Source organism: Arthrobacter sp. Hb9-2, from assembly GCF_059091165.1.
Genome location: NZ_JBNHGJ010000022.1, coordinates 40,619 through 58,504, shown reverse-complemented (window position 1 = coordinate 58,504; position 17,886 = coordinate 40,619). Strand labels below are relative to the sequence as shown.

Annotated in this window: 18 protein-coding genes; 5 read left to right on the top strand and 13 right to left on the bottom strand. The window is 66.4% G+C overall.

Annotated elements, in window-relative coordinates:
• Positions 1-44 precede the first annotated feature (44 nt).
• The 4 genes from hpt to dacB all read right to left on the bottom strand — a co-directional run bounded on the left by hpt (position 45) and on the right by dacB (position 4,657).
• Complete coding sequence (gene hpt / locus AC5RV1_RS13460) at positions 45-596, bottom strand: hypoxanthine phosphoribosyltransferase (RefSeq protein WP_041651844.1); 552 nt, start codon at positions 594-596, stop codon at positions 45-47.
• A gap of 30 nt (positions 597-626) precedes the next feature.
• Entirely contained in the window at positions 627-1,685 is a 1,059-nt protein-coding gene (tilS, locus tag AC5RV1_RS13455; protein ID WP_493994916.1) for a tRNA lysidine(34) synthetase TilS, read from the bottom strand.
• A 120-nt stretch (positions 1,686-1,805) separates the two neighbouring features.
• Complete coding sequence (locus AC5RV1_RS13450; RefSeq protein ID WP_493994901.1) at positions 1,806-2,939, bottom strand: zinc-dependent metalloprotease; 1,134 nt, start codon at positions 2,937-2,939, stop codon at positions 1,806-1,808.
• A 194-nt stretch (positions 2,940-3,133) separates the two neighbouring features.
• Positions 3,134-4,657 (bottom strand): D-alanyl-D-alanine carboxypeptidase/D-alanyl-D-alanine endopeptidase, encoded by a 1,524-nt coding sequence (dacB, locus tag AC5RV1_RS13445; protein WP_493994900.1) that lies wholly within the window; start codon positions 4,655-4,657, stop codon positions 3,134-3,136.
• Between the two features lie 155 nt (positions 4,658-4,812).
• Here dacB and AC5RV1_RS13440 point away from each other — a divergent pair, with 155 nt between their 5' ends.
• Positions 4,813-5,301: an inorganic diphosphatase gene (locus AC5RV1_RS13440; protein WP_493945976.1), complete on the top strand. Its 489-nt coding sequence runs from the start codon at positions 4,813-4,815 to the stop codon at positions 5,299-5,301.
• Positions 5,302-5,397: 96 nt separating this feature from the next.
• Positions 5,398-6,723 (top strand): carboxylesterase family protein, encoded by a 1,326-nt coding sequence (locus AC5RV1_RS13435; RefSeq protein ID WP_493994899.1) that lies wholly within the window; start codon positions 5,398-5,400, stop codon positions 6,721-6,723.
• Between the two features lie 9 nt (positions 6,724-6,732).
• On the opposite strand, the gene AC5RV1_RS13430 is transcribed toward AC5RV1_RS13435, so the two are convergent.
• Positions 6,733-7,563, bottom strand: coding sequence for an alpha/beta fold hydrolase (locus AC5RV1_RS13430; RefSeq protein ID WP_493994898.1), 831 nt, complete (start codon positions 7,561-7,563; stop codon positions 6,733-6,735).
• 125 nt (positions 7,564-7,688) lie between these two features.
• On the opposite strand from AC5RV1_RS13430, the gene AC5RV1_RS13425 reads away from it, so the two are divergent.
• Positions 7,689-8,441 carry a DUF429 domain-containing protein gene (locus AC5RV1_RS13425; protein ID WP_493994897.1) on the top strand — a complete coding sequence of 251 codons (753 nt, stop codon included), beginning with the start codon at positions 7,689-7,691 and terminating at the stop codon, positions 8,439-8,441.
• A 72-nt stretch (positions 8,442-8,513) separates the two neighbouring features.
• Here AC5RV1_RS13425 and AC5RV1_RS13420 read toward each other — a convergent pair whose 3' ends face one another.
• A complete protein-coding gene (locus AC5RV1_RS13420) occupies positions 8,514-10,895 on the bottom strand; it encodes a phosphoketolase family protein (protein ID WP_493994896.1) in 2,382 nt (793 codons plus the stop codon).
• A gap of 122 nt (positions 10,896-11,017) precedes the next feature.
• Here AC5RV1_RS13420 and AC5RV1_RS13415 point away from each other — a divergent pair, with 122 nt between their 5' ends.
• On the top strand, positions 11,018-11,617 hold the full coding sequence (locus AC5RV1_RS13415) for a hypothetical protein (protein ID WP_493945971.1): 600 nt from the start codon (positions 11,018-11,020) through the stop codon (positions 11,615-11,617).
• Positions 11,618-11,662: 45 nt separating this feature from the next.
• Here the strand turns inward: AC5RV1_RS13415 and AC5RV1_RS13410 are convergent, their stop codons facing one another.
• The 4 genes from AC5RV1_RS13410 to serS all read right to left on the bottom strand — a co-directional run bounded on the left by AC5RV1_RS13410 (position 11,663) and on the right by serS (position 15,013).
• Positions 11,663-12,247: a histidine phosphatase family protein gene (locus AC5RV1_RS13410; RefSeq protein WP_493994895.1), complete on the bottom strand. Its 585-nt coding sequence runs from the start codon at positions 12,245-12,247 to the stop codon at positions 11,663-11,665.
• A 106-nt stretch (positions 12,248-12,353) separates the two neighbouring features.
• Entirely contained in the window at positions 12,354-12,737 is a 384-nt protein-coding gene (locus AC5RV1_RS13405; protein ID WP_493994894.1) for a hypothetical protein, read from the bottom strand.
• 15 nt (positions 12,738-12,752) lie between these two features.
• The gene (locus AC5RV1_RS13400; RefSeq protein WP_493994893.1) at positions 12,753-13,613 is read right to left on the bottom strand and encodes an HAD family hydrolase; all 861 of its coding nucleotides are present in this window, start codon (positions 13,611-13,613) and stop codon (positions 12,753-12,755) included.
• Positions 13,614-13,732: 119 nt separating this feature from the next.
• A complete protein-coding gene (serS, locus tag AC5RV1_RS13395) occupies positions 13,733-15,013 on the bottom strand; it encodes a serine--tRNA ligase (RefSeq protein ID WP_493994892.1) in 1,281 nt (426 codons plus the stop codon).
• Positions 15,014-15,102: 89 nt separating this feature from the next.
• Here serS and AC5RV1_RS13390 point away from each other — a divergent pair, with 89 nt between their 5' ends.
• Positions 15,103-16,167, top strand: coding sequence for a diacylglycerol/lipid kinase family protein (locus AC5RV1_RS13390; RefSeq protein WP_493994891.1), 1,065 nt, complete (start codon positions 15,103-15,105; stop codon positions 16,165-16,167).
• Between the two features lie 10 nt (positions 16,168-16,177).
• Here the strand turns inward: AC5RV1_RS13390 and AC5RV1_RS13385 are convergent, their stop codons facing one another.
• The 3 genes from AC5RV1_RS13385 to AC5RV1_RS13375 form a co-directional block, all read right to left on the bottom strand.
• Positions 16,178-16,384, bottom strand: a complete 207-nt coding sequence (locus tag AC5RV1_RS13385) for a hypothetical protein (RefSeq protein ID WP_493945965.1) — start codon at positions 16,382-16,384, stop codon at positions 16,178-16,180.
• A 96-nt stretch (positions 16,385-16,480) separates the two neighbouring features.
• Positions 16,481-17,458, bottom strand: coding sequence for a prephenate dehydratase (gene pheA / locus AC5RV1_RS13380; RefSeq protein ID WP_493994890.1), 978 nt, complete (start codon positions 17,456-17,458; stop codon positions 16,481-16,483).
• 69 nt (positions 17,459-17,527) lie between these two features.
• Positions 17,528-17,854: a rhodanese-like domain-containing protein gene (locus tag AC5RV1_RS13375; protein ID WP_493945963.1), complete on the bottom strand. Its 327-nt coding sequence runs from the start codon at positions 17,852-17,854 to the stop codon at positions 17,528-17,530.
• Positions 17,855-17,886 lie beyond the last annotated feature (32 nt).

Sequence of the window (17,886 nt, the reverse complement as noted above, 5' to 3'; positions counted from 1 at the left end):
TCGGCCGGCATATGGCGAGGTGGCAATGCCCCCGCCGGCGGATCCTACTCGTAAACGTGCGGCGCGAGGGTTCCCACGAAGTCGAGGTTGCGGTACTTCTCGGCGTAGTCCAGGCCGTAGCCCACCACGAATTCATTGGGGATGTCGTAGCCGACGTACTTGACGTCGATCTCCACCTTGGCGGCCGTGGGCTTGCGGAAGGCCGTGCAGATTTCCACCGAAGCCGTGCCGCGCGATTCCAGGTTGGTCTTCAGCCAGGACAGCGTGAGGCCGGAGTCGATGATGTCCTCGACGATCAGCACGTCCTTGCCCATCAGGTCCGTGTCCAGGTCCTTCAGGATGCGGACCACTCCGGAGGACTGGGTGCCGGAGCCGTAGGAGGAAACAGCCATCCAGTCCATGGAAATGTGGCTGTGCAGTGCCCGGGCAAGGTCAGCCATGACCATGACTGCACCCTTGAGGACGCCCACAATGAGGATCTCGCGGCCCTCGTAGTCCTTGTCGATCTGCGCAGCGAGCTCCGTGATCCGCTGCTGGATCTGCTCCTTGGTGTAGAGAACGTGCTTGAGGTCTGCCTGGACGTCGTTTGAATCCACCAATGGCTCCTGTGTAGATGCGGGGTGCGACTATTTTGCGGGCGGTTTTTGAGGCCGGAGTACTAGCTTCCCACAGCGTGCGCCTCTGCGGGGAACGGGTGTGCCCTTATCCGCGGCGGCCGGGCCACCGGCGGCCGGGAGGTCTTCGAGCTGCGCGAGCGACAACCGGAACACGCTCACTCCCCCGGGCAGTTCAACGGGACCTGCAGAACCCTGCCGCCGCAGCAGTGCTTCCGCCGCCAGAAGGCGCTGGTAGCTGGGCTGCTGCCCCCCAACGTCGGCCGCTGCCTTGGCGATCACGCGGAACCTGATCGCCGGGGCCAAGTCCCGCAACGCGTCCTCCGGGAGGCTCAGTTCCTGGCCGTTCCGCTCCACCAGGGACGCGAAGGTGGCTTCCGCCACATCCTCCAGGTAGTCGGCGTCCAACTGCAGGATGGAAGCCGAGCGGGCGAGGGATTCCGCGACGCCGGGGCCGAGTTTTTCCTCAAGGTGCGGCAGCACCTCCACCCGGGTACGTGACCGGGCGAATGCGGGGTCCGAGTTGCTGGGATCGTGCCAGGGCTGCAGTTCCTCAATGGCGCAGATTTCCTCGGTGTCCGCCCGGCGAAGCCCCAGGAATGGGCGAAGCAGCATGCCGCGGGCAGGCCTCATTCCTGCCAGCGACCGGGTCCCCGAGCCCCGGGCCAGGCCCAGCAGCACCTGTTCGGCCTGGTCGTCCAAAGTGTGTCCCAACAGGATGGCAGCCGCGCCCTGGCTCACGGCCGCCGCCTCAAGCGCTGCATGCCGGGCTTCCCGCGCGGCGGCTTCCGGCCCGAGGCCTTCTCCGGCCACGGTCACGGTCCGGATTTCCACGGGGGCGAGGCCCAGTTCCTGCAGGACGTGGGCTGTCTCCGCAGCCACCTGTGCCGAACCCTCCTGCAGCTGGTGGTCCACCACCACTGCGCCCACTGTTAAGGGGTGGCCGTCGACGTGCCCGCGGCGGGCGAAGTAGGCGGCCACCGACGCCAGGGCGAGGGAATCCGGGCCGCCGCTGCAGGCCACAATGACGTGCTCTGGATATCCGGCCTGGGCCAGGACGTCCCGGAGCATTTTCCGCGCTGTGCCGACGACGGGCGCCAGCCTTCCAGGCCGCCGTCGGCCACTGCGATGGGCAGAAGCGGTGATGCGTGCCGTCGGCGGGGACGCGTCAGGCAGGCTGGCGCCCGGCAATCAGAGCCCCATCCGCTCAAGCCACAGCTTGGCGTCGTGGATTTCAGGTTCCGTGGGCAGGTGGTCGGCCGACTCCCAGACCCTGTTGAAGCCCTCCATTCCCGCGACGTCCACGACGGCGCGGACGAACCGGGCGCCGTCGGAGTACTGGCGCATTTTCGCGTCCAGGCCGAGGAGGTTGCGGAGGAATTTCTCGATCACGCCACGGTCCTTGCCGCGGTCGTTAAAGCGCTGCCGGATGGTTTTCACTGACGGCACGATGCTGGCGTCAACGGCATCCATCACCACGTTGGCGTGGCCCTCGAGGAGGCTCATCACAGCGGTCAGGTGCGAGATGGCGGCCTTTTCCTCCGGGTCCTGCAGGAGGTCCAGGATGGCGCCGCGGCCCGGGGTGTTTCCGTTGCCGGTGCGGTCCTTCAGCGAGCGGGCAGCTGCGGTGGCACGCTCCATCAGGGTGTCAACGTTGCCGAGCAGATGGACGCTGAGCTCGTCGATCTGCTCCAGCATGTGGTGCCGCAGCCAGGGGGCGGCAGCGAACTGCACCCGGTGTGTCTGCTCATGCAGGCACACCCACAGGCGGAAATCCTCAGGGGCGACGTTCAGTTCCCGCTCAACCGCCACGATGTTGGGCGCCACCAGGAGCAGGCGTCCGCCGGAGGGCGCAGTGGAACCTTCGGCCAGGGCGGCAAACGGATCGTACTGGCCCAGGACCTTGCTCGACAGGAACGCCAGGACGGCGCCCAACTGGCTGCCGGTGATGGCGCCGCTGACGCTGGCCGCGGCCGGGGTAAGGTTTCCGCGCCGGTTTTCGAGCATCTTCTCCATGGCCGGCTTCAGCATCACGGCGAAGCTTTGGGTGTTTGCCTTTGCCCACGAGGCCCGGTCAACCACCAGCACGTTTGAATCCCGGAGGTCCCTTGCCGCTTCCAGCCCGGTGATCACATGCACGTGTTCAACCGAAGCGTCGGCAAGCCGGCGGAGGCTTTCCACCGCGTCACCAATAGCCGCCTGGGTCAGGACCGGCCCGGCAGGAACCAGCCGCGCCGCGGTGGAGGCGGCGAGGTCCCAATTAATCAGGGCCGAGGCCTGGCTGGACAACGTTTGGGCTGACGACTCACCTGCAGTGGACTCCATAGTTCCCATCAGAACACAGCAGGCTGGGGATCGCCCTTAAGTTCGCTCACCGGCGAACCGCGGACAGGCCGCTGTCAGCTCAGCATGGAGGGCCCGGGGCCGCACAAGCGGTGCTGGCCCTGGCAGCTCATACGGGGCAGGACCACGCTTGCCGCACCCACGCCCGAGTCCCGAGTCGTAGCGGCAGCAGGGTGCTAGCGGCAGCCGCAGGCCGCGAGCGCGGTGGCAGCCCGGTCAAGGGCCACCCTGTTGCCCGCAGCGCCCGGTGCCAGCCCGTTGCCGATAAAGGAGAAGACCAGGAGGCGGCCGTCGGCATCAACCACGTAGCCGCTGAGCGCCAGCACCGAGTTCAGGGTGCCCGTCTTGGCACGGACCAATCCTGCGCCCCGGGCTGTTGAATCGTCGCCGTAGCGGGTGTCCAGGGTTCCGGTGAGGCCCGCTACCGGAAAGCCGTCCAGCGCGGCACGGAGCCTGCTGTCCGTGCCAGAGGTAATGGCCCGCACCACCTCCGCGAACTGGCGGGCCGAGACCTGGTTGCCCATGGCCAGGCCGCACACGTCCACCAGTTTCATGGCGTCGACGGGTATACCGGCGTCGGCGAGCAGCGCCCGGACGGCAGCCGTGGCGCCGTCATTGCTGCCTGCCTGGCCTGCCGCTATTGCCGCCATCCGTCCCAGGACTTCGGCGAGGTAGTTGTCCGATTCCTGCAGCATATGGTCCACCTGTTCAGCCACCGTTGCCGACTGCACCCCGGCCAGGACCACCGGCTCGCCGCCTGCGCCTTCGGCCGGTTCACCCGCTGGTGCCTGCTGTGGCGAACGCTCGACGGCGGCTGCAACGGTCAGTCCCGCGGCCGCACCCGCCGTCCGCAGCCGGGCCGCGAATTCCTCAGCCACGGTGATGGCCGAGTCCTGGGGGCGGGGGCCGGTGGTGACGGCGGGATCGTAACGGCCCGAGTTCAGGGCCAGCGCATACAGGGGCGCCACTTCCCCGGCGGCCACGTCCCCGCTCTCCCAGGCCGGGTTCAGGGCGGGACCGGTAAACAAGGAATCGTCTACCAGGATCTTTATTTCCCCGGCGGTTCCGGCTGCTGACAGGGCTTGGACCGTTTGGGCAGCCAGCGTGGCCAGGCCGGCATGGCCCATCACCAGGTCCCCGTTCGATTCCCCGGGTCCGAGGAGGACGTCGCCGCCGCCCACCAGCACCACCTGCCCGGCTGCAGGGCCCGCCACCACCTCGGTGGTAAAGCGGTGCCCGGGACCGAGGGAGCGCAAAGCTGCCACCGCGGTCAGCAGCTTCATGTTGGAAGCCGGCACCCGGTTCTCGGAACCCCCGCGGTCAAAAAGGACCTGGCCCGTGAGCGCATCCTGGACCAATCCCGTGAAAGTACCGCCGCCGTCGGTCTTCAACAGGGGTTCCAATTGGGCGGTCACGCTCGCCGCGAGCGGCACGGCCGCCGAGTCATTCAGCGGCGCAAGTCCCTGCTCGGGCGAGAGTGTGGCGGGAGGCTGCTGCCATGCCGGCGCCGGCGGAGCGGGGGCCGGGGGTTCGGGCCCGAGGAAACCCGGGGCAACCAGCAGGGCAGCCGGGACCACGAGGACCACCAGCAGGGCCGTCAGCAAAACCGACGGCCAGGACATCCGCAGCCCAGTAACGCCCACCCGGAGACCCCGGCGGGCACGGTCAAGCCATGGTTCCGCGGCAGTTGGTTTGGTCATGCTGGTGCTGGTCCTCAAGTCCTGAAATATCCCCACAAGTTCCTGATTCCAGGGCCTCTCGCTATATCCTCAATAATAGTCGGCGGCACGGAGACTCAATTTTGGTGAGCCGTCAAGTGTGCCGCGAACCCCCTGCAATTGCCGAGGAGCATTCCATGAAGCATGACGTGACCATCGAGATCCCCAAGGGATCACGCGTCAAGTACGAAGTTGACCACGAGACCGGCCGCGTCCGCCTGGACCGCGTCCTCTTCACCTCCATGCAGTACCCCACGCACTACGGATACTTCGAGAACACCCTCGGCGAGGACGGCGACCCGTTGGATGCACTGGTGCTCCTGCAGGACTTCGACCTGCACCCGGGCGTCATCGTTGAGTCCCGCCCCATCGGCGTTTTCAACATGACTGACGACGGCGGCGGAGATGCCAAGATCCTCTGCGTCCCCGTGGATGCCCGCTTCGACCACATCCAGGAAGTCAGCGACGTCAACGATTTCCTGATCAAGGAGATCGAGCACTTCTTCACCCGCTACAAGGACCTGGAGCCGGGCAAGTGGGTCAAGGCCGAAGGCTGGGGTGACCGCGCTGCCGCTGAGGCCGAGCTGGAAGCCTCCATCAAGCGTTACGTGCCCGCCGGCCACTGATCCCCACCGCATAAATCAACGCGAGGTCACTCCGCGCCCAGTCAACCGCAAGGATAGGGCCGGATGTGACCTCGCGTTGTGGTTTAAAGTGAATCGGTGACTTCCGCGCCAATCTTCCACCCGCCCTGCGGTCCCGTCAGTGGCTGGCGGGACGGCGACGTCGTCCGGGCCACCGGCATCCCGTACGCCAAGGCCGGCCGTTTCCAGCCTCCCGTTCCGGTGCCGGACTGGGACGAACCGTTGTCCGCAACCTCGCTCGCTCCTGCCTGTCCGCAGGGTCCGGTGCCGTTCCTCGACGACGTCCTGGGCACCCGCTACGGGGAGCTGCCGGGTAGCGAGGACTGCCAGAACCTCTCCATCACCATGCCCGGCGATCATGCGCCCGGTGAGCGCCTGCCCGTGATGGTGTGGATCCACGGCGGCTCCTACACCACAGGATCCGGGGATCTGGCGATTTTTGATCCTGCCGTGCTGGTCGCCGAGAACCGGGTGGTCGTGGTCTCGGTAACCTACCGGCTGGGGCTGTTCGGCTTCCTGGCCACGCGAAGCGGCCGGCCCGGGAACCTGGGACTGCTGGACCAGCTGGAAGCCTTCCGCTGGGTGCAGCGGAACATTGCAGCGTTCGGCGGTGACCCGGGCTGTGTGACGGCCTTCGGCCAGTCGGCCGGTGGTGACGCGATCGCCCACCTCATGGCCACTCCCGAAGCGCCGTCCCTGTTCCAGCGGGCCATCATCCAGAGTGCACCGCTGGGCATCTCGCGCGGCCGGGACAAAATGAACCACGCAATGGGCATCGCTGCTGAAGCCGTAACCGAGGAAACGCCAGCGATGGAAGTGGTGGAGCGCGAGGACCACGTGGCCCAGGTAGCCCGGAAGTTCGGCATGCTGGCCGCCATGCCTTTCGGCACCCAGTACGGCCACGCGCCGCTGCCGGAGGAATCCGCGATAGAGGCAGCCTGGAACCGTTCCGCTCCCGGCATTGAGGTGCTGATCGGCCATACCTCCGAGGAGGCGCGGCTGTTCCTGCCACGAAGCCCGTACCTGAGCCGGCTGGCCAAGGTCCCTGTCGCCGGGACCGCGGCCGTCCGGGCCATCGATTGGGTGGTCACTGAAACCGTCTACGGCCGGGCGGCCCGGAAGTTCGCGCGGCGCCATGCCTTGGCTGGCGGAAAGGCTTACCGCTACATCCTGCACTGGCATGCACCCGGGAACATCTTTGGTGCTGCCCACACTATAGATCTCCCATTGCTTCTCGGTAACCGCAAAACGTGGGACGGCGTAGGGCTTATCGCCGGTGCCCCCTGGGAGGACGTGAACGCCGTGGGACGCGAGCTGCGCAGCCTGTGGGCTGCTTTCGCACGGGGAGACACGCTCGGCGACAAGGGCGGGATTCCCGGGGCGCTGACGTATCACGCGGCGTAACCAGCAGGTCTAGGCGGTGGCTGCGGTGTTCCGGATGGTGTCCACCAGGATGTCCCGGCGCTGGAAATAGGCGTTGTGGCCGGCCTCCTCGACAACCAAAAGACGGGCGCCGGGCACCGTGGCCGCAACGTGCTCAGCCCCGCGGCGGATGCGCGGCCTTTCCTCGTCCCCAATCATCACCACCAGCGGGCTGGTTATTGATTCGAGCCCCTGCTGGAACCAGCCGACGTCCGACGGGTCGGCGCTGAGGAACTCCCCCTGGCTTTGTTCGAGGCTGCGCGGGTGGCGGGCCGCTTCAATCGCCGTCGCGGTGGATCGGACACGGATATAGCGGGCGTAATCACGCGGGTTCTCCGCGATCCACCGCTCCGTGAAGGAGTTTCCGACCCCCAGCCAGATCCGTTCATCTGCATCAAGTGAGCTGAACACCACGAATTTCTCCGGCTCGCCGGGTTGTCCCGGGGGCGGCACCACTAACGGCCAGCCCATCCCGCACACCACGAGGGCGGCCGCACCGTCTGGATTCCGGACAGCCCAGCGAAGGGCTGTCATTCCGCCCATGGACTGCCCCACGATGAGGGGATTCTCCAGGCCGAGCGAGTTGACGAAGTGCTCCAGCTCGGCAGCGCGGTCCACCAACGGTCCCTGCCGCGGCGAGTTGGAGGACCAGCCGTGATCGTAGGTGTCATAAGCCAGAACCCGGAAGTCCTGCTCCAGTTCAGCAATAATCGGTTCCCAGCAGGCCGCCGCCGAGGCGTGGCCGTGCAGCAGCACCACCGGCTGCCCGGCGCCTGAGTCCGTGTAGTGGATGTCGTTGCCGAGTACATCAAGCCATGGCATGAAGATGATCCTTTCGGTCACGGTCTGCCGGGACGGCGCACCAGGCACCAGCGTTCCAGAACCAGGGGCCCGGGTCATCCAGTGTCCAGAACGGGCCGGGAAAGCCAGGGGTAGAGTCTGGTCACGTGAGAACGCTCGGAGTGGACCTCGCGGCAGCAGCCAGGAAAACAGCCGTGGCCGTCATCGAATGGGGCCACGGCTCGGCCCGGCTGGTGCATCTGGCACTCGACGTGGATGACCACCACATCGTGGAGCTTTTCGGCACCACGGACGTGACGGGCATTGACTGCCCGGTTGGTTGGCCGCAGGCCCTGGTTCCGTTCCTCACCGGGCACCTGAACTTCGACGCCGGCCCCGTCCTGGCGCACGACGGCATCCAGGGCAGGCGCTTGCTCGCGTACCGGGATACGGACCGCTTCGTCACGGCCCAAACGAACCTGATCCCGCTCAGTGTCTCGGCGGACCGCCTGGCCCACCCCGCCATGAGATGCGCCGTGATCCAGGCGAAAATAGCGGCCGGGCACAGCCCCCAACCACGAGACGGATCGGGCCGCCTGGCTGAAGTCTACCCTGCTGCTTCGTTAAAGCTCTGGGGCTTGAGCGCCCGCGGTTACAAAGGGCGGGGCAGCGCCGAGACGGAACAGCTTTCCCTGCTCCTCCGCCATTTATGCCAGCAGGCACCGTGGCTGGACCTTGGCGGCCACCAGGACCGCCTGGCCGGCTCGGATGACCTGTTCGACGCCGTCGTCGCAGCCCTCACCGCCCGTGCCGTCGCCGTCGGCCTGACCGTGCTCCCGGATGACGTCCACGCCGCGGCGGCCCGCAGCGAAGGCTGGATCCACCTGCCCGCGGGCAGCCTCGACGGACTGATTGCCTAGGAGAGTTTTTGTCCAGATAAGGCGGCTTCGCACTGCCGGAAGTCCGCATATCCGGACAAAAACTCCAAAGGACTAGCCGAGCTGCCAGTTCCGGATTTCCTCCGGATCCTCCCCGTGGGTGCGGGTGTGCTCGCGGGCACGGATCCGGCGGTCCTGGAGCTCCTGCCGCAGCATCGAGTGCTTCTCCGCAAGGCCGGGAACACGGTCGATGGCGTCGATGGCCAGCTGGAAGCGGTCGATGCCGTTCAGCATGGCCATGTCGAAGGGCGTGGTGGTGGTGCCCTCCTCCTTGTAGCCGCGCACGTGCAGCCCTTCCTGGTTGCTGCGGCGGTAGGCGAGCCGGTGGATCAGCGCCGGGTAGCCGTGGTAGGCAAAAATGATGGGCTTGTCGGCGGTGAAGATCCCGTCGAAATCGTGTGCCGGGAGCCCGTGCGGGTGCTCGCCCTCGTCCTGCAGCCGCATCAGGTCAACCACATTCACGACGCGGACCTTCAACCCCGGAGCACCCAGCCGGAGCAGCTCCGCCGCCGCAACAGTCTCCACGGTGGGCACGTCGCCCGCGCAGGCCAGCACGACGTCGGGCTCCTCACCCGGGACTTCGGAGCCGGCGAACTCCCATATTCCCAAGCCCCGCTGGCAGTGCGTGGCCGCGTCGGCCGGTCCCAGCCAGGCGGGAGACGGCTGTTTTCCGCTGACCACGATGTTTACGTAGTCCGTCGACGCCAGGCAGTGCTCCATCACGGACAGCAGCGTGTTCACATCCGGCGGCAGGTACACGCGGATGACCTCGGCTTTTTTGTTCACCGCGTGGTCGATGAACCCCGGGTCCTGGTGGGAGAACCCGTTGTGGTCCTGCTGCCACACGTGAGAGGACAGCAGGTAGTTCAACGACGCCACCGGCTGGCGCCACGGCAGCTTGCGGTGCACCTTCAGCCACTTGGCGTGCTGGTTGAACATCGAGTCGACAATGTGGATGAAGGCTTCGTAGCAGCTGAAGACGCCGTGCCGGCCAGTCAGGAGGTACCCCTCAAGCCAGCCCTGGCACAGGTGTTCGCTCAGCACCTCCATCACCCGGCCGGAGCGCGCGAGGTGCTCATCCACGTCGTCAATCCGGTACTGCCACACTTTATCCGTGACCTCATAAACGTTCTGCAGCCGGTTCGACGCCGTCTCGTCCGGGCCGAAAAGCCGGAACGTTTCCATGTTGAGTTCAATGACGTCCCGCATCCAGGAGCCCAGCGTCACCATCGGGCTGACCCGCTCGCTGCCCGCCCGGGCAACCTCGACGGCGTGGTCCCGGTACGCCGGCAGCTTCAGCGCCCGGCGGAGCAGGCCGCCGTTGGCGTGGGGCGTGGTGCTCATCCGGAATTCCCCGGTGGGCGCCCCCTCGGCGACGTCTGGCCGGAGCCGCCCGTCGCCGTCGAACAGCTCCTGGGGGCGGTACGACTGCAGCCACTGCTCCAGCAGCCGCAGGTGGTCTTCGTTGGTGCGAACCTCGGAGAGCGGCACCTGGTGGCTCCGCCACGTCCCTTCAACCTGCAGCCCATCCACTTCGCGGGGCCCGGTCCAGCCTTTCGGCGAGCGCAGCACGATCATGGGCCAGCGGGGCGCGCCGGCGTCGGCCTCATCCATGCCCGCCTGCGGGGTGCGCCGGGAGTCCTGGATGGCGCGGATGCCGGCCAGGCAGCCCTCCAAAGCTTCGGCGAAGTCCCGGTGCGCCTGTTCGGTGTCGTCCGGGTCCTTCACGGTGACGAAGTGGGGCTCGTGGCCGTAGCCCCGCAGGAGCTGCTCCAGCTGCCCTTCGGGCATGCGCGCCAGGATGGTGGGGTTGGCGATCTTGTACCCGTTCAGGTGCAGGATGGGCAACACGGCGCCGTCCGTGGCGGGGTCGAGGAAGTTGTGCGAATGCCAGCTGGCGGCAAGGGGCCCGGTCTCCGCCTCGCCGTCGCCAATCACGACGGCGGTGACCAGCTGGGGATTATCCAGTACAGAGCCGTAGGCATGGGCCAGGGAATAGCCGAGTTCGCCGCCCTCGCTGATGGAGCCGGGGCTTTCCGGAGCGGCGTGGCTGGGGATGCCTCCGGGGTAGGAAAACTGGCGGAAGAGCTCGGCCATGCCGTCCGCGTCGTTGCCCACGTGGCCGTAGATTTCGGAGTAGGTCCCTTCCAGCCAGGCGTTGGCGACGACGGCGGGGCCGCCATGGCCGGGACCCGCCACAAAGAGCATCTCGGCGGAGTCGCGGCGGATCACGCGGTTCAGGTGGGCGTAGACAAAGTTCAGGCCCGGGGTGGTGCCCCAGTGGCCAAGCAGCCGGGACTTCGTGTGCTCCGCCTTCAACGGTTCGCGCAGCAAGGGGTTGGAGCGGAGGTAGATCTGGCCTACCGATAGGTAGTTGGCGGCGCGCCACCAGCGGTCCACACGTTCGAGTTCGTCCTGCCCCATGCTGCTGGTCATAACCATCCTCACGTCACGTTCGCCCCCAATAGGCGGCCGTTGGTCCATCGCATCAGATGGCTCCGGACGAGGCAACCCCGCTTGCCTGCACTCCGATACCAGCGGGTAGTCTTTGGTTTCAGATGTTCACGCTGACAATCAACCAAACCGACAGCCGCCGCGATGGCGACCGGGTGCCGCAGTTGCTCAAAGACCTGCGGCATATTCCCGCGCGCCTGGATTTCGACCGGTCGGTGGAGGACGAGGTCCAGGGCATCGTGGACAGCCCGCATCAAGCCGTGGAGGCAGCGTTGATCGCGCTGCGCTGCGGTTCCTGGTACGTGGGCATCGGTGTTGGGCCTGTCAACGAGCCGTTGCCCAACCAGATCAAGGACGCTTCCGGCCATGGACTGGTGTACGCCCGGCGCGCGGTGGACCGGATCCGCAGCAGCAAGGAACGGATTCCCGTCGCGGTGGAGGGGCCCCTGGCCGATGTGTCCCATGATGCCGAGGCCGTGCTTCGGCTGCTGGGACATATCGTCCGGGACCGTTCCGATGCCGAGTGGCGGGTCCTTGACCTGCTGACCCCGGGCGTCCGCGGCCAGCAGAAGGCCGTGGCCCACGAACTGGGCATCACCACGCAGGCCGTCAGCAAAGCCGTGGCCCGGGCGCAGTGGAACGAGGAGCATGCGGCCCGGCCCGCGGCTGCCCGGCTGCTGGGGCTGATCCTCGAAGTCCGCTAGATCGCCCACCTGTTGAAAGGCAGGGCCGCTAAGACCGGCCTGTGATCACCGCTGGGTGGCGGCCATCACGGGCTCGCCGTTGAAGTATTCGAGCTGCCAGCCGTCAATTGCGTGGTGGTGCGCAAGGTTCAGGACGGCATTGTCGATGCTCTTCAAAGTGCTCCCCACCGCCCGGCTGAGGCTCACGCGGAGCAGCGTCCCGTGGGCGACAACGAGTAGCCGGCGTCCGCGGAACTCCTCAGCCAAAGCCTCCAGGACGTTTAGTCCCCGTTCTGCTGCCTCGTCCTCGCTTTCGGCGCCGCGGAAGCCCCCGGGGATCCGCAGAGCGTCGAGTTCCGGACCGGCCTGCATGCCCTCAGCGGGCCCGAAGCTGCGCTCAATGAGTTCCGGCACGCGGCGGACCTCGGTGAGCCCGAGCCCGGCGGCGATCAGGTCTGCGGTTTCAGCAGCGCGGCTGAGCGGCGAAGACACAATCGCGTCCCATTCGTAAGCGGACAAAACGGCCACCGCGTCACGCGCCTGTGCCCGGCCGACGTCGTTCAAGGGAATATCCGTGGAACCCTGCAGCCGGCGTTCGGCGTTCCAGTCAGTCTGGCCATGGCGGATGAGGGCGAACGTCGTAAGGGTCATGCCTTCTATTCTGCCCGACGGCCCGCCAACACCCGGACGTCGGCTGGCGTCCGGCATGTGCCATTCTGCCAGCCACCATTCAGCAGCGGTTCACCTCGGGCGGGGATCAGTTGACCGCAAGAACCAGGTAAGCGGCGGCAAGGACCAGCGCCACGGGCGTCATCACGGCACGCTCCGGCTTGCTCCGCGATATGGCGTTCATCAGCACCCCGAGCGCGAAATAGCCTGCCAGCACCCAGGTGGCGACCGACGTGACAGCGCCGTCCGCCAGCAACGGCGCCAAACCGGCTTTGGCAAGGGCGATGTATCCGAAGGCCCCGTACAGGACGATGGACACGGCGCTGCCCACCCGAAGCCCGGTGGGCAGGACTTTGTGCTGTCCGCCCCAGGCGAACCGGCCCAGCGGAGCACCGCCCGCCAGTGCGGCCTGGAGCACGGCCAGGCCGGCCAAAACGGCGCAGGCGGCCCAGGCCGCCAGCTGAACCAGCAACTAAAGCGCCGGCAGCTAGAGGAGGCTGCGCAGCACGTGGGCGGCGCCGTCGTCGAGCACGGAGTGGGTGACCTCGTCAGCGGCCATAATCACTTCCTCCGGAGCCTGGCCCATGGCCACGCCCCGTCCGGCCCAGCTGAGCATCTCGATGTCGTTGCGGCCGTCTCCGACAGCCACGGTAAGGTGCGGTTCGATGCCGAGGCGGCTCCGCAGGTTTTCCAGGGCGCTGGCCTTGGTCACACCAGCAGCGGCAATGTCCAGCCAAGCTGTCCAGCCCACGGAGTAGGTAACGCCGGCAAGGCCAACGTGCTCGATCGCTTCGTTGAACTCTTCCGGTGTGTTTTCGGTGCTGAACACCACTACGCGCACTGCGGTGGCCTCGAGCATGGTGTGGAAGTCCACGCCGACGGCCTCGACGCCGAAGCTTGCGTCCTGGAAGCGTTCGGTGGAAAGGAAGTTTCCGTCCTCATCTTCCAGCGCGTATTTGGCAGATGGGAGCCGCTCGCGGAGCGCACGAAGGGCAGGAGCAGGATCAAAAGTGGCCTTATGGATGACCTCGTAGCCTTTTTCCAGCTCCGGGTGCAGCCGCAGGGTCACGCCGCCGTTGCAGCACACCGCGTAACCGCGCTCGATCCCGATGTTCTCAATGATGGGCAGCATGGCGTTGAGTGAGCGGCCGGTGGCAATCATGACCTCGTGCCCGGCGGCTACTACCGCCTGCGCCGCTTCGCGGACCGCCGGGGACATGTGCCCGTCGTGGTCCACCAGGGTGCCGTCCACGTCCAGGGCGACCATGAACTTCTGGTTTACGGTGTCGTTTTCGTTCTCTCGCCGGTCATCGTTGCCGGCGACTGAGGTTTCAGTCAGCGTTGTCATCCAACAAGTAGACCAGACGCTCCCCCACCCCGCTAGGACGCGCGCCACAGATTTATTGAACTGTTGGTTAACGTCCGAAGCATCCCGCCGGGGTGGATATTCACTCCGGCGGGAAACTTTTAGAGGACCGGGAGGACCTCAAGGCCGCCCAGGTACTTCTGCAGTGCCTTCGGAACGTTGACCGAGCCGTCGGCATTCTGGTGGTGCTCCAGGAGAGCCACGATCCAGCGGGTGGTGGCCAGGGTGCCGTTAAGGGTGGCCACCGCCCGGGTGCCCTTGGCAACACCGGCCTCGTTCACCACGCGCTCACGGATGTTCAGGCGGCGTGCCTGGAAGGTGGTGCAGTTGGACGTCGAGGTGAGCTCACGGTACGCGCCCTGGGTGGGGACCCACGCTTCACAGTCGTACTTCCGCGCAGCAGACGTGCCAAGGTCGCCGGCCGCGGTGTCGATCACGCGGTACGGCAGCTCGCACTTGGCCAGCATCTCCTCTTCCCAGGCCAGCAGCCGCTGATGCTCGGCGGCGGCTTCTTCAACGGTGGTGTAGATGAACATCTCCACCTTGTTGAACTGGTGCACGCGGATGATGCCCCGCGTGTCCTTGCCGTGCGAACCGGCTTCGCGGCGGTAGCAGGAGCTCTGCCCGGCGTACCGGATGGGGCCCTTGGAGAAGTCGAGGATTTCGTCCGCGTGGTATCCGGCCAGGGCCACCTCGGAGGTGCCCACCAGGTACAGGTCGTCTTCGGCGAGACGGTAGATCTCGGCGTCGTGCTTTACATCGAAGCCGGTGCCCTGCATGGTCTCCGGACGCACAAGGGTGGGCGTGATCATCGGGATAAAGCCGGCCTCGATGGCTTGGTCCATCGCCATCTGCAGCAGGGCCATCTCCAGCCGGGCGCCCACGCCGCGGAGGAAGTAGAAGCGGGCGCCGGACACCTTGGCGCCGCGCTCCATGTCGATGGCGCCGATCAGCTCACCGATTTCCAGGTGGTCCTTCGGCTCGAAGTCCGGGAATTCGCGGGGTGTCCCGACGGTCTTGACCACCACGTAGTCGTCCTCGCCGCCCTCGGGAACGCCGTCCTCGATGAGGTTGGGAATGGTGCGCAGCAGCTCTTCCTGCTTCAGTTGCGCCGCGTCTGCCTCAGCGGAGGCAGCCTTGACCGAGTTGGCCAGTTCCTTCACCTCGGCCAGCAGCGCCTTCTTCTCGTCGCCCTTGGCCTGGGCCACCTTTTTGCCAAAGACGTTCTGCTCGGCGCGGAGGTTCTCGAAGCGGATCAGCGCCGCCCGGCGTGCAGAGTCCGCGGAGATGATCGCGTCCACCACTGATTCGTCCGCGCCGCGGGCGCGCTGGCTGGCTCGGAACTTGTCCGGGTTTTCGCTGAGGTCTTTTACGTCGATCACCACACAAGGGTATCCAATCCGAGGGAGTACGACGGCGGCCGCAGGCGTCCAGGCCCGGCGCACCGCCCGCCGGGATACTGTTGGGGACCATGAGCGACCTCATTCTCTACGTGCTGATTGCGGTGGCGCTTGCCTTTGCCATCTCCAGCTGGTGGGGAGTGCGCAGGCTCAAGGCGCTGCATGTGCGCAGCGCCGTGGGCGGGGACGCCCACAAACCGGGGCTCACTGATCAGCGCGTGGTGGTGATCCTCAACCCGATCAAGGCCCGCTCCGACGAAGCCAAAGCCACTATCCAGCGCGCCTGCCTGACGGCCGGTTGGGATGAGCCGGTGTTTTACGAAACGACGGCGGAGGATCCGGGCTTCTCCCAGGTGCAGGCGGCGTTGGAGCACAAGCCCGACGTCGTCGTGGTGGGCGGCGGCGACGGCACCGTCCGGGTGGTGGCTGAGTCCCTCGCCCGCACCGGCGTCGCGATGGGCATCATCCCGCTGGGCACCGGGAACCTCCTGGCCCGCAACGTGGATCTGGACGTCAACGACCTCCACAGCAGCGTGCAAACCGCACTTTTCGGCCACCAGCGGTACATCGACACGGCCCGGATGGGGATTGAAAACTCCCGGACAGGCCATTCGTCCGAGCACGCATTCCTGGTGATCGCGGGAATCGGCATGGACGCCGAAGTCCTGGCCGACACCAACGCCGGCCTCAAAAAAACGTTCGGTTGGCTCGCCTACACGGAGGCCGGCATGCGCCACCTGCCCGGCCGTCGCAAGAGGATCTCAATCTCGCTGGACGGCAGCCCGGACCAGGTCCGGAACATCCGCAGCATCCTTTTTGCCAACTGCGGGCTGGTTCCCGGCGGCATCGACTTCATTCCGCAGGCCATGATCGACGACGGCATGCTGGACGTGGTGGTGATGAGCCCGCGGAGTGCCATCGGCTGGCTGCTGATGTACGTAAAAATCATGTTCAAGCACAGCGGCAAACTGCCCATCATGACCGTTTACAGGTCAGGCAGGGTCGTCATCAAGTGCCCCGAGCCGATGCCCACCCAGCTCGACGGTGACACGGCAGGCGAAGCCACCAAGGTCACTGTGCAGGTGGAGCCGCGTTCGTTACTGATCAGGGTTAAAGGGCAGGGCTTGCTGGTCTGAAGCTGGAGGATCAGGCGTGGGCTTCCTTGCGCGCCTCGGCGGCTGCCTTGGCGGCGGCGCGGGCCTCGGACTGCTCACGGATCATGGCCTGTTCCTCTTCGAAGCGCAGGCGGTCCGCCCGGTCGGCCTCGTCGCCGTCCCAGTCCTGGTTGTCGGCGGTGGGGCGGGGATTAACGATCATCCCCTGGCCGTCGTTGTCAGAGCTGTTGGTAGTCATGACCCGCTCCCTTCGTTAGGGGCCATCCCCCAATTGTGGATCAAGTAAGCATACGCATTGTCCACAGCCCGCGGAAGTGGTAGAAAAGGCAATCACCTACGCTGTGGGCGAAGCGGCGGAACCGATTTCCGGACGACTGGTTTGCGGCTGCAGCCCTTCCACCCAAGCCCGCGCTGCTTCAAATGCGCCATCGGAAGTATGCGGCTCCACCACTGTCTCCTGGCGGTCAGCCCGGGGGTAGGAGCCCAGGAAACGCGTGGCCGGGCTGATGCGGTGGAGCCCCGCCAGGGCGTCCGCGACACGCGCGTCACCGATGTGGCCGTCGGCGTCGATGCTGAAGAAATAATGCCCTAAGTACTGCCCGGTGGGCCGGGATTCGATCCTGCTGAGGTTCACTCCCCGGCTGGCGAACTGGTCCAGGATCTCCATCAGGGCACCTGGACGGTCTTCCGGCAGGGGCACCACCACTGTGGTTTTGTCCGCTCCGGTGCGTTCGGGCAGGATGCCCGGGCGGCTGACCAGGATGAAGCGGGTCACGGCGCCCGGGTTGTCTCCTATGTCCTCGGCGAGCGCGGTAAGTCCCGGCTGTTCCCGGGCCACCAGCGGGGCACAGATCGCGGCGTCATAATGGGATTCCTCCTCCAGCAGCCCCATGGCAGCGGCAGCGGTGGATGAGCCCGGCACGTATTCAGCACCGGGAAGGTGGGTGTCCATCCAGAGCCGGCACTGTGCCCAGGCATGGCCGTGGGTGGACACCCGCTTGATGTCCTGCAACCGCACGCCGGGGCGGGCCACCAGCACAAAACTGATGGGCACCAGGACTTCCCGGATGATCCGCAGTTCCTGGCCGGTGGCGATGGCGTCCAGGGTGGCCGTGACGCCCCCTTCCACTGAATTCTCGATGGGCACCATCGCAGCGTCGGCCGCTCCGCCGCGCACCTTGTCCAATGCAACGTTGACGTTCGACGCCGGGATGCGGGCGGCCTTGCCGGCGCCCGGTACCTTCAGCAGGGCAGCCTCGGTGAAGGTACCTTCGGGCCCGAGGAAGGCGTAGGTGGCAAAGGGCGCAGGCATAGGTATTCCTTCGAAGCATGGGAGCACCCCAGGGCAGGGTGCGCGGAACGCGGAAGCGAACCGGAGGTGCTAGAGCACCAGCGGCTTCAGCCCGTTGTCTGACACCAGCGGCTTACCGGCTTCCAGCCACTGGTCCATGCCGCCGGAGACATTTATTGCGGTGTAACCCTGGCCGGTGAGCCACTGTGCAGCGCGGAAGGACCGGCCGCCGGTCCGGCAAATGACATACAGGTCCTGGTCCGGATCGAGGTCGTCCAGCCGCGAGGGCAACTGGTCCAGGGGAATGTGAAGGGCCCCGTCGGCATGCCCTGCCACCCACTCGTAATCCTCACGCACGTCCAGGATGGCGGCGTCGGCAGGGATGTCGTTGACGGGGACGGAATCAAAATCGCTCATGGAAAGTCCTGTCTGGCTGATCGGGTTCAGCG

Coding starts and splice junctions, on each gene's coding strand:
- tilS (WP_493994916.1), bottom strand. CDS start 1,685: ATGCTCCGGGACGTCCTGGCCCAGGCCGGATATCCAGAGCACGTCATT.
- AC5RV1_RS13450 (WP_493994901.1), bottom strand. CDS start 2,939: ATGGAGTCCACTGCAGGTGAGTCGTCAGCCCAAACGTTGTCCAGCCAG.
- dacB (WP_493994900.1), bottom strand. CDS start 4,657: ATGACCAAACCAACTGCCGCGGAACCATGGCTTGACCGTGCCCGCCGG.
- AC5RV1_RS13440 (WP_493945976.1), top strand. CDS start 4,813: ATGAAGCATGACGTGACCATCGAGATCCCCAAGGGATCACGCGTCAAG.
- AC5RV1_RS13430 (WP_493994898.1), bottom strand. CDS start 7,563: ATGCCATGGCTTGATGTACTCGGCAACGACATCCACTACACGGACTCA.
- AC5RV1_RS13420 (WP_493994896.1), bottom strand. CDS start 10,895: ATGACCAGCAGCATGGGGCAGGACGAACTCGAACGTGTGGACCGCTGG.
- AC5RV1_RS13415 (WP_493945971.1), top strand. CDS start 11,018: ATGTTCACGCTGACAATCAACCAAACCGACAGCCGCCGCGATGGCGAC.
- AC5RV1_RS13410 (WP_493994895.1), bottom strand. CDS start 12,247: ATGACCCTTACGACGTTCGCCCTCATCCGCCATGGCCAGACTGACTGG.
- AC5RV1_RS13400 (WP_493994893.1), bottom strand. CDS start 13,613: ATGACAACGCTGACTGAAACCTCAGTCGCCGGCAACGATGACCGGCGA.
- AC5RV1_RS13390 (WP_493994891.1), top strand. CDS start 15,103: ATGAGCGACCTCATTCTCTACGTGCTGATTGCGGTGGCGCTTGCCTTT.
- AC5RV1_RS13385 (WP_493945965.1), bottom strand. CDS start 16,384: ATGACTACCAACAGCTCTGACAACGACGGCCAGGGGATGATCGTTAAT.
- pheA (WP_493994890.1), bottom strand. CDS start 17,458: ATGCCTGCGCCCTTTGCCACCTACGCCTTCCTCGGGCCCGAAGGTACC.
- AC5RV1_RS13375 (WP_493945963.1), bottom strand. CDS start 17,854: ATGAGCGATTTTGATTCCGTCCCCGTCAACGACATCCCTGCCGACGCC.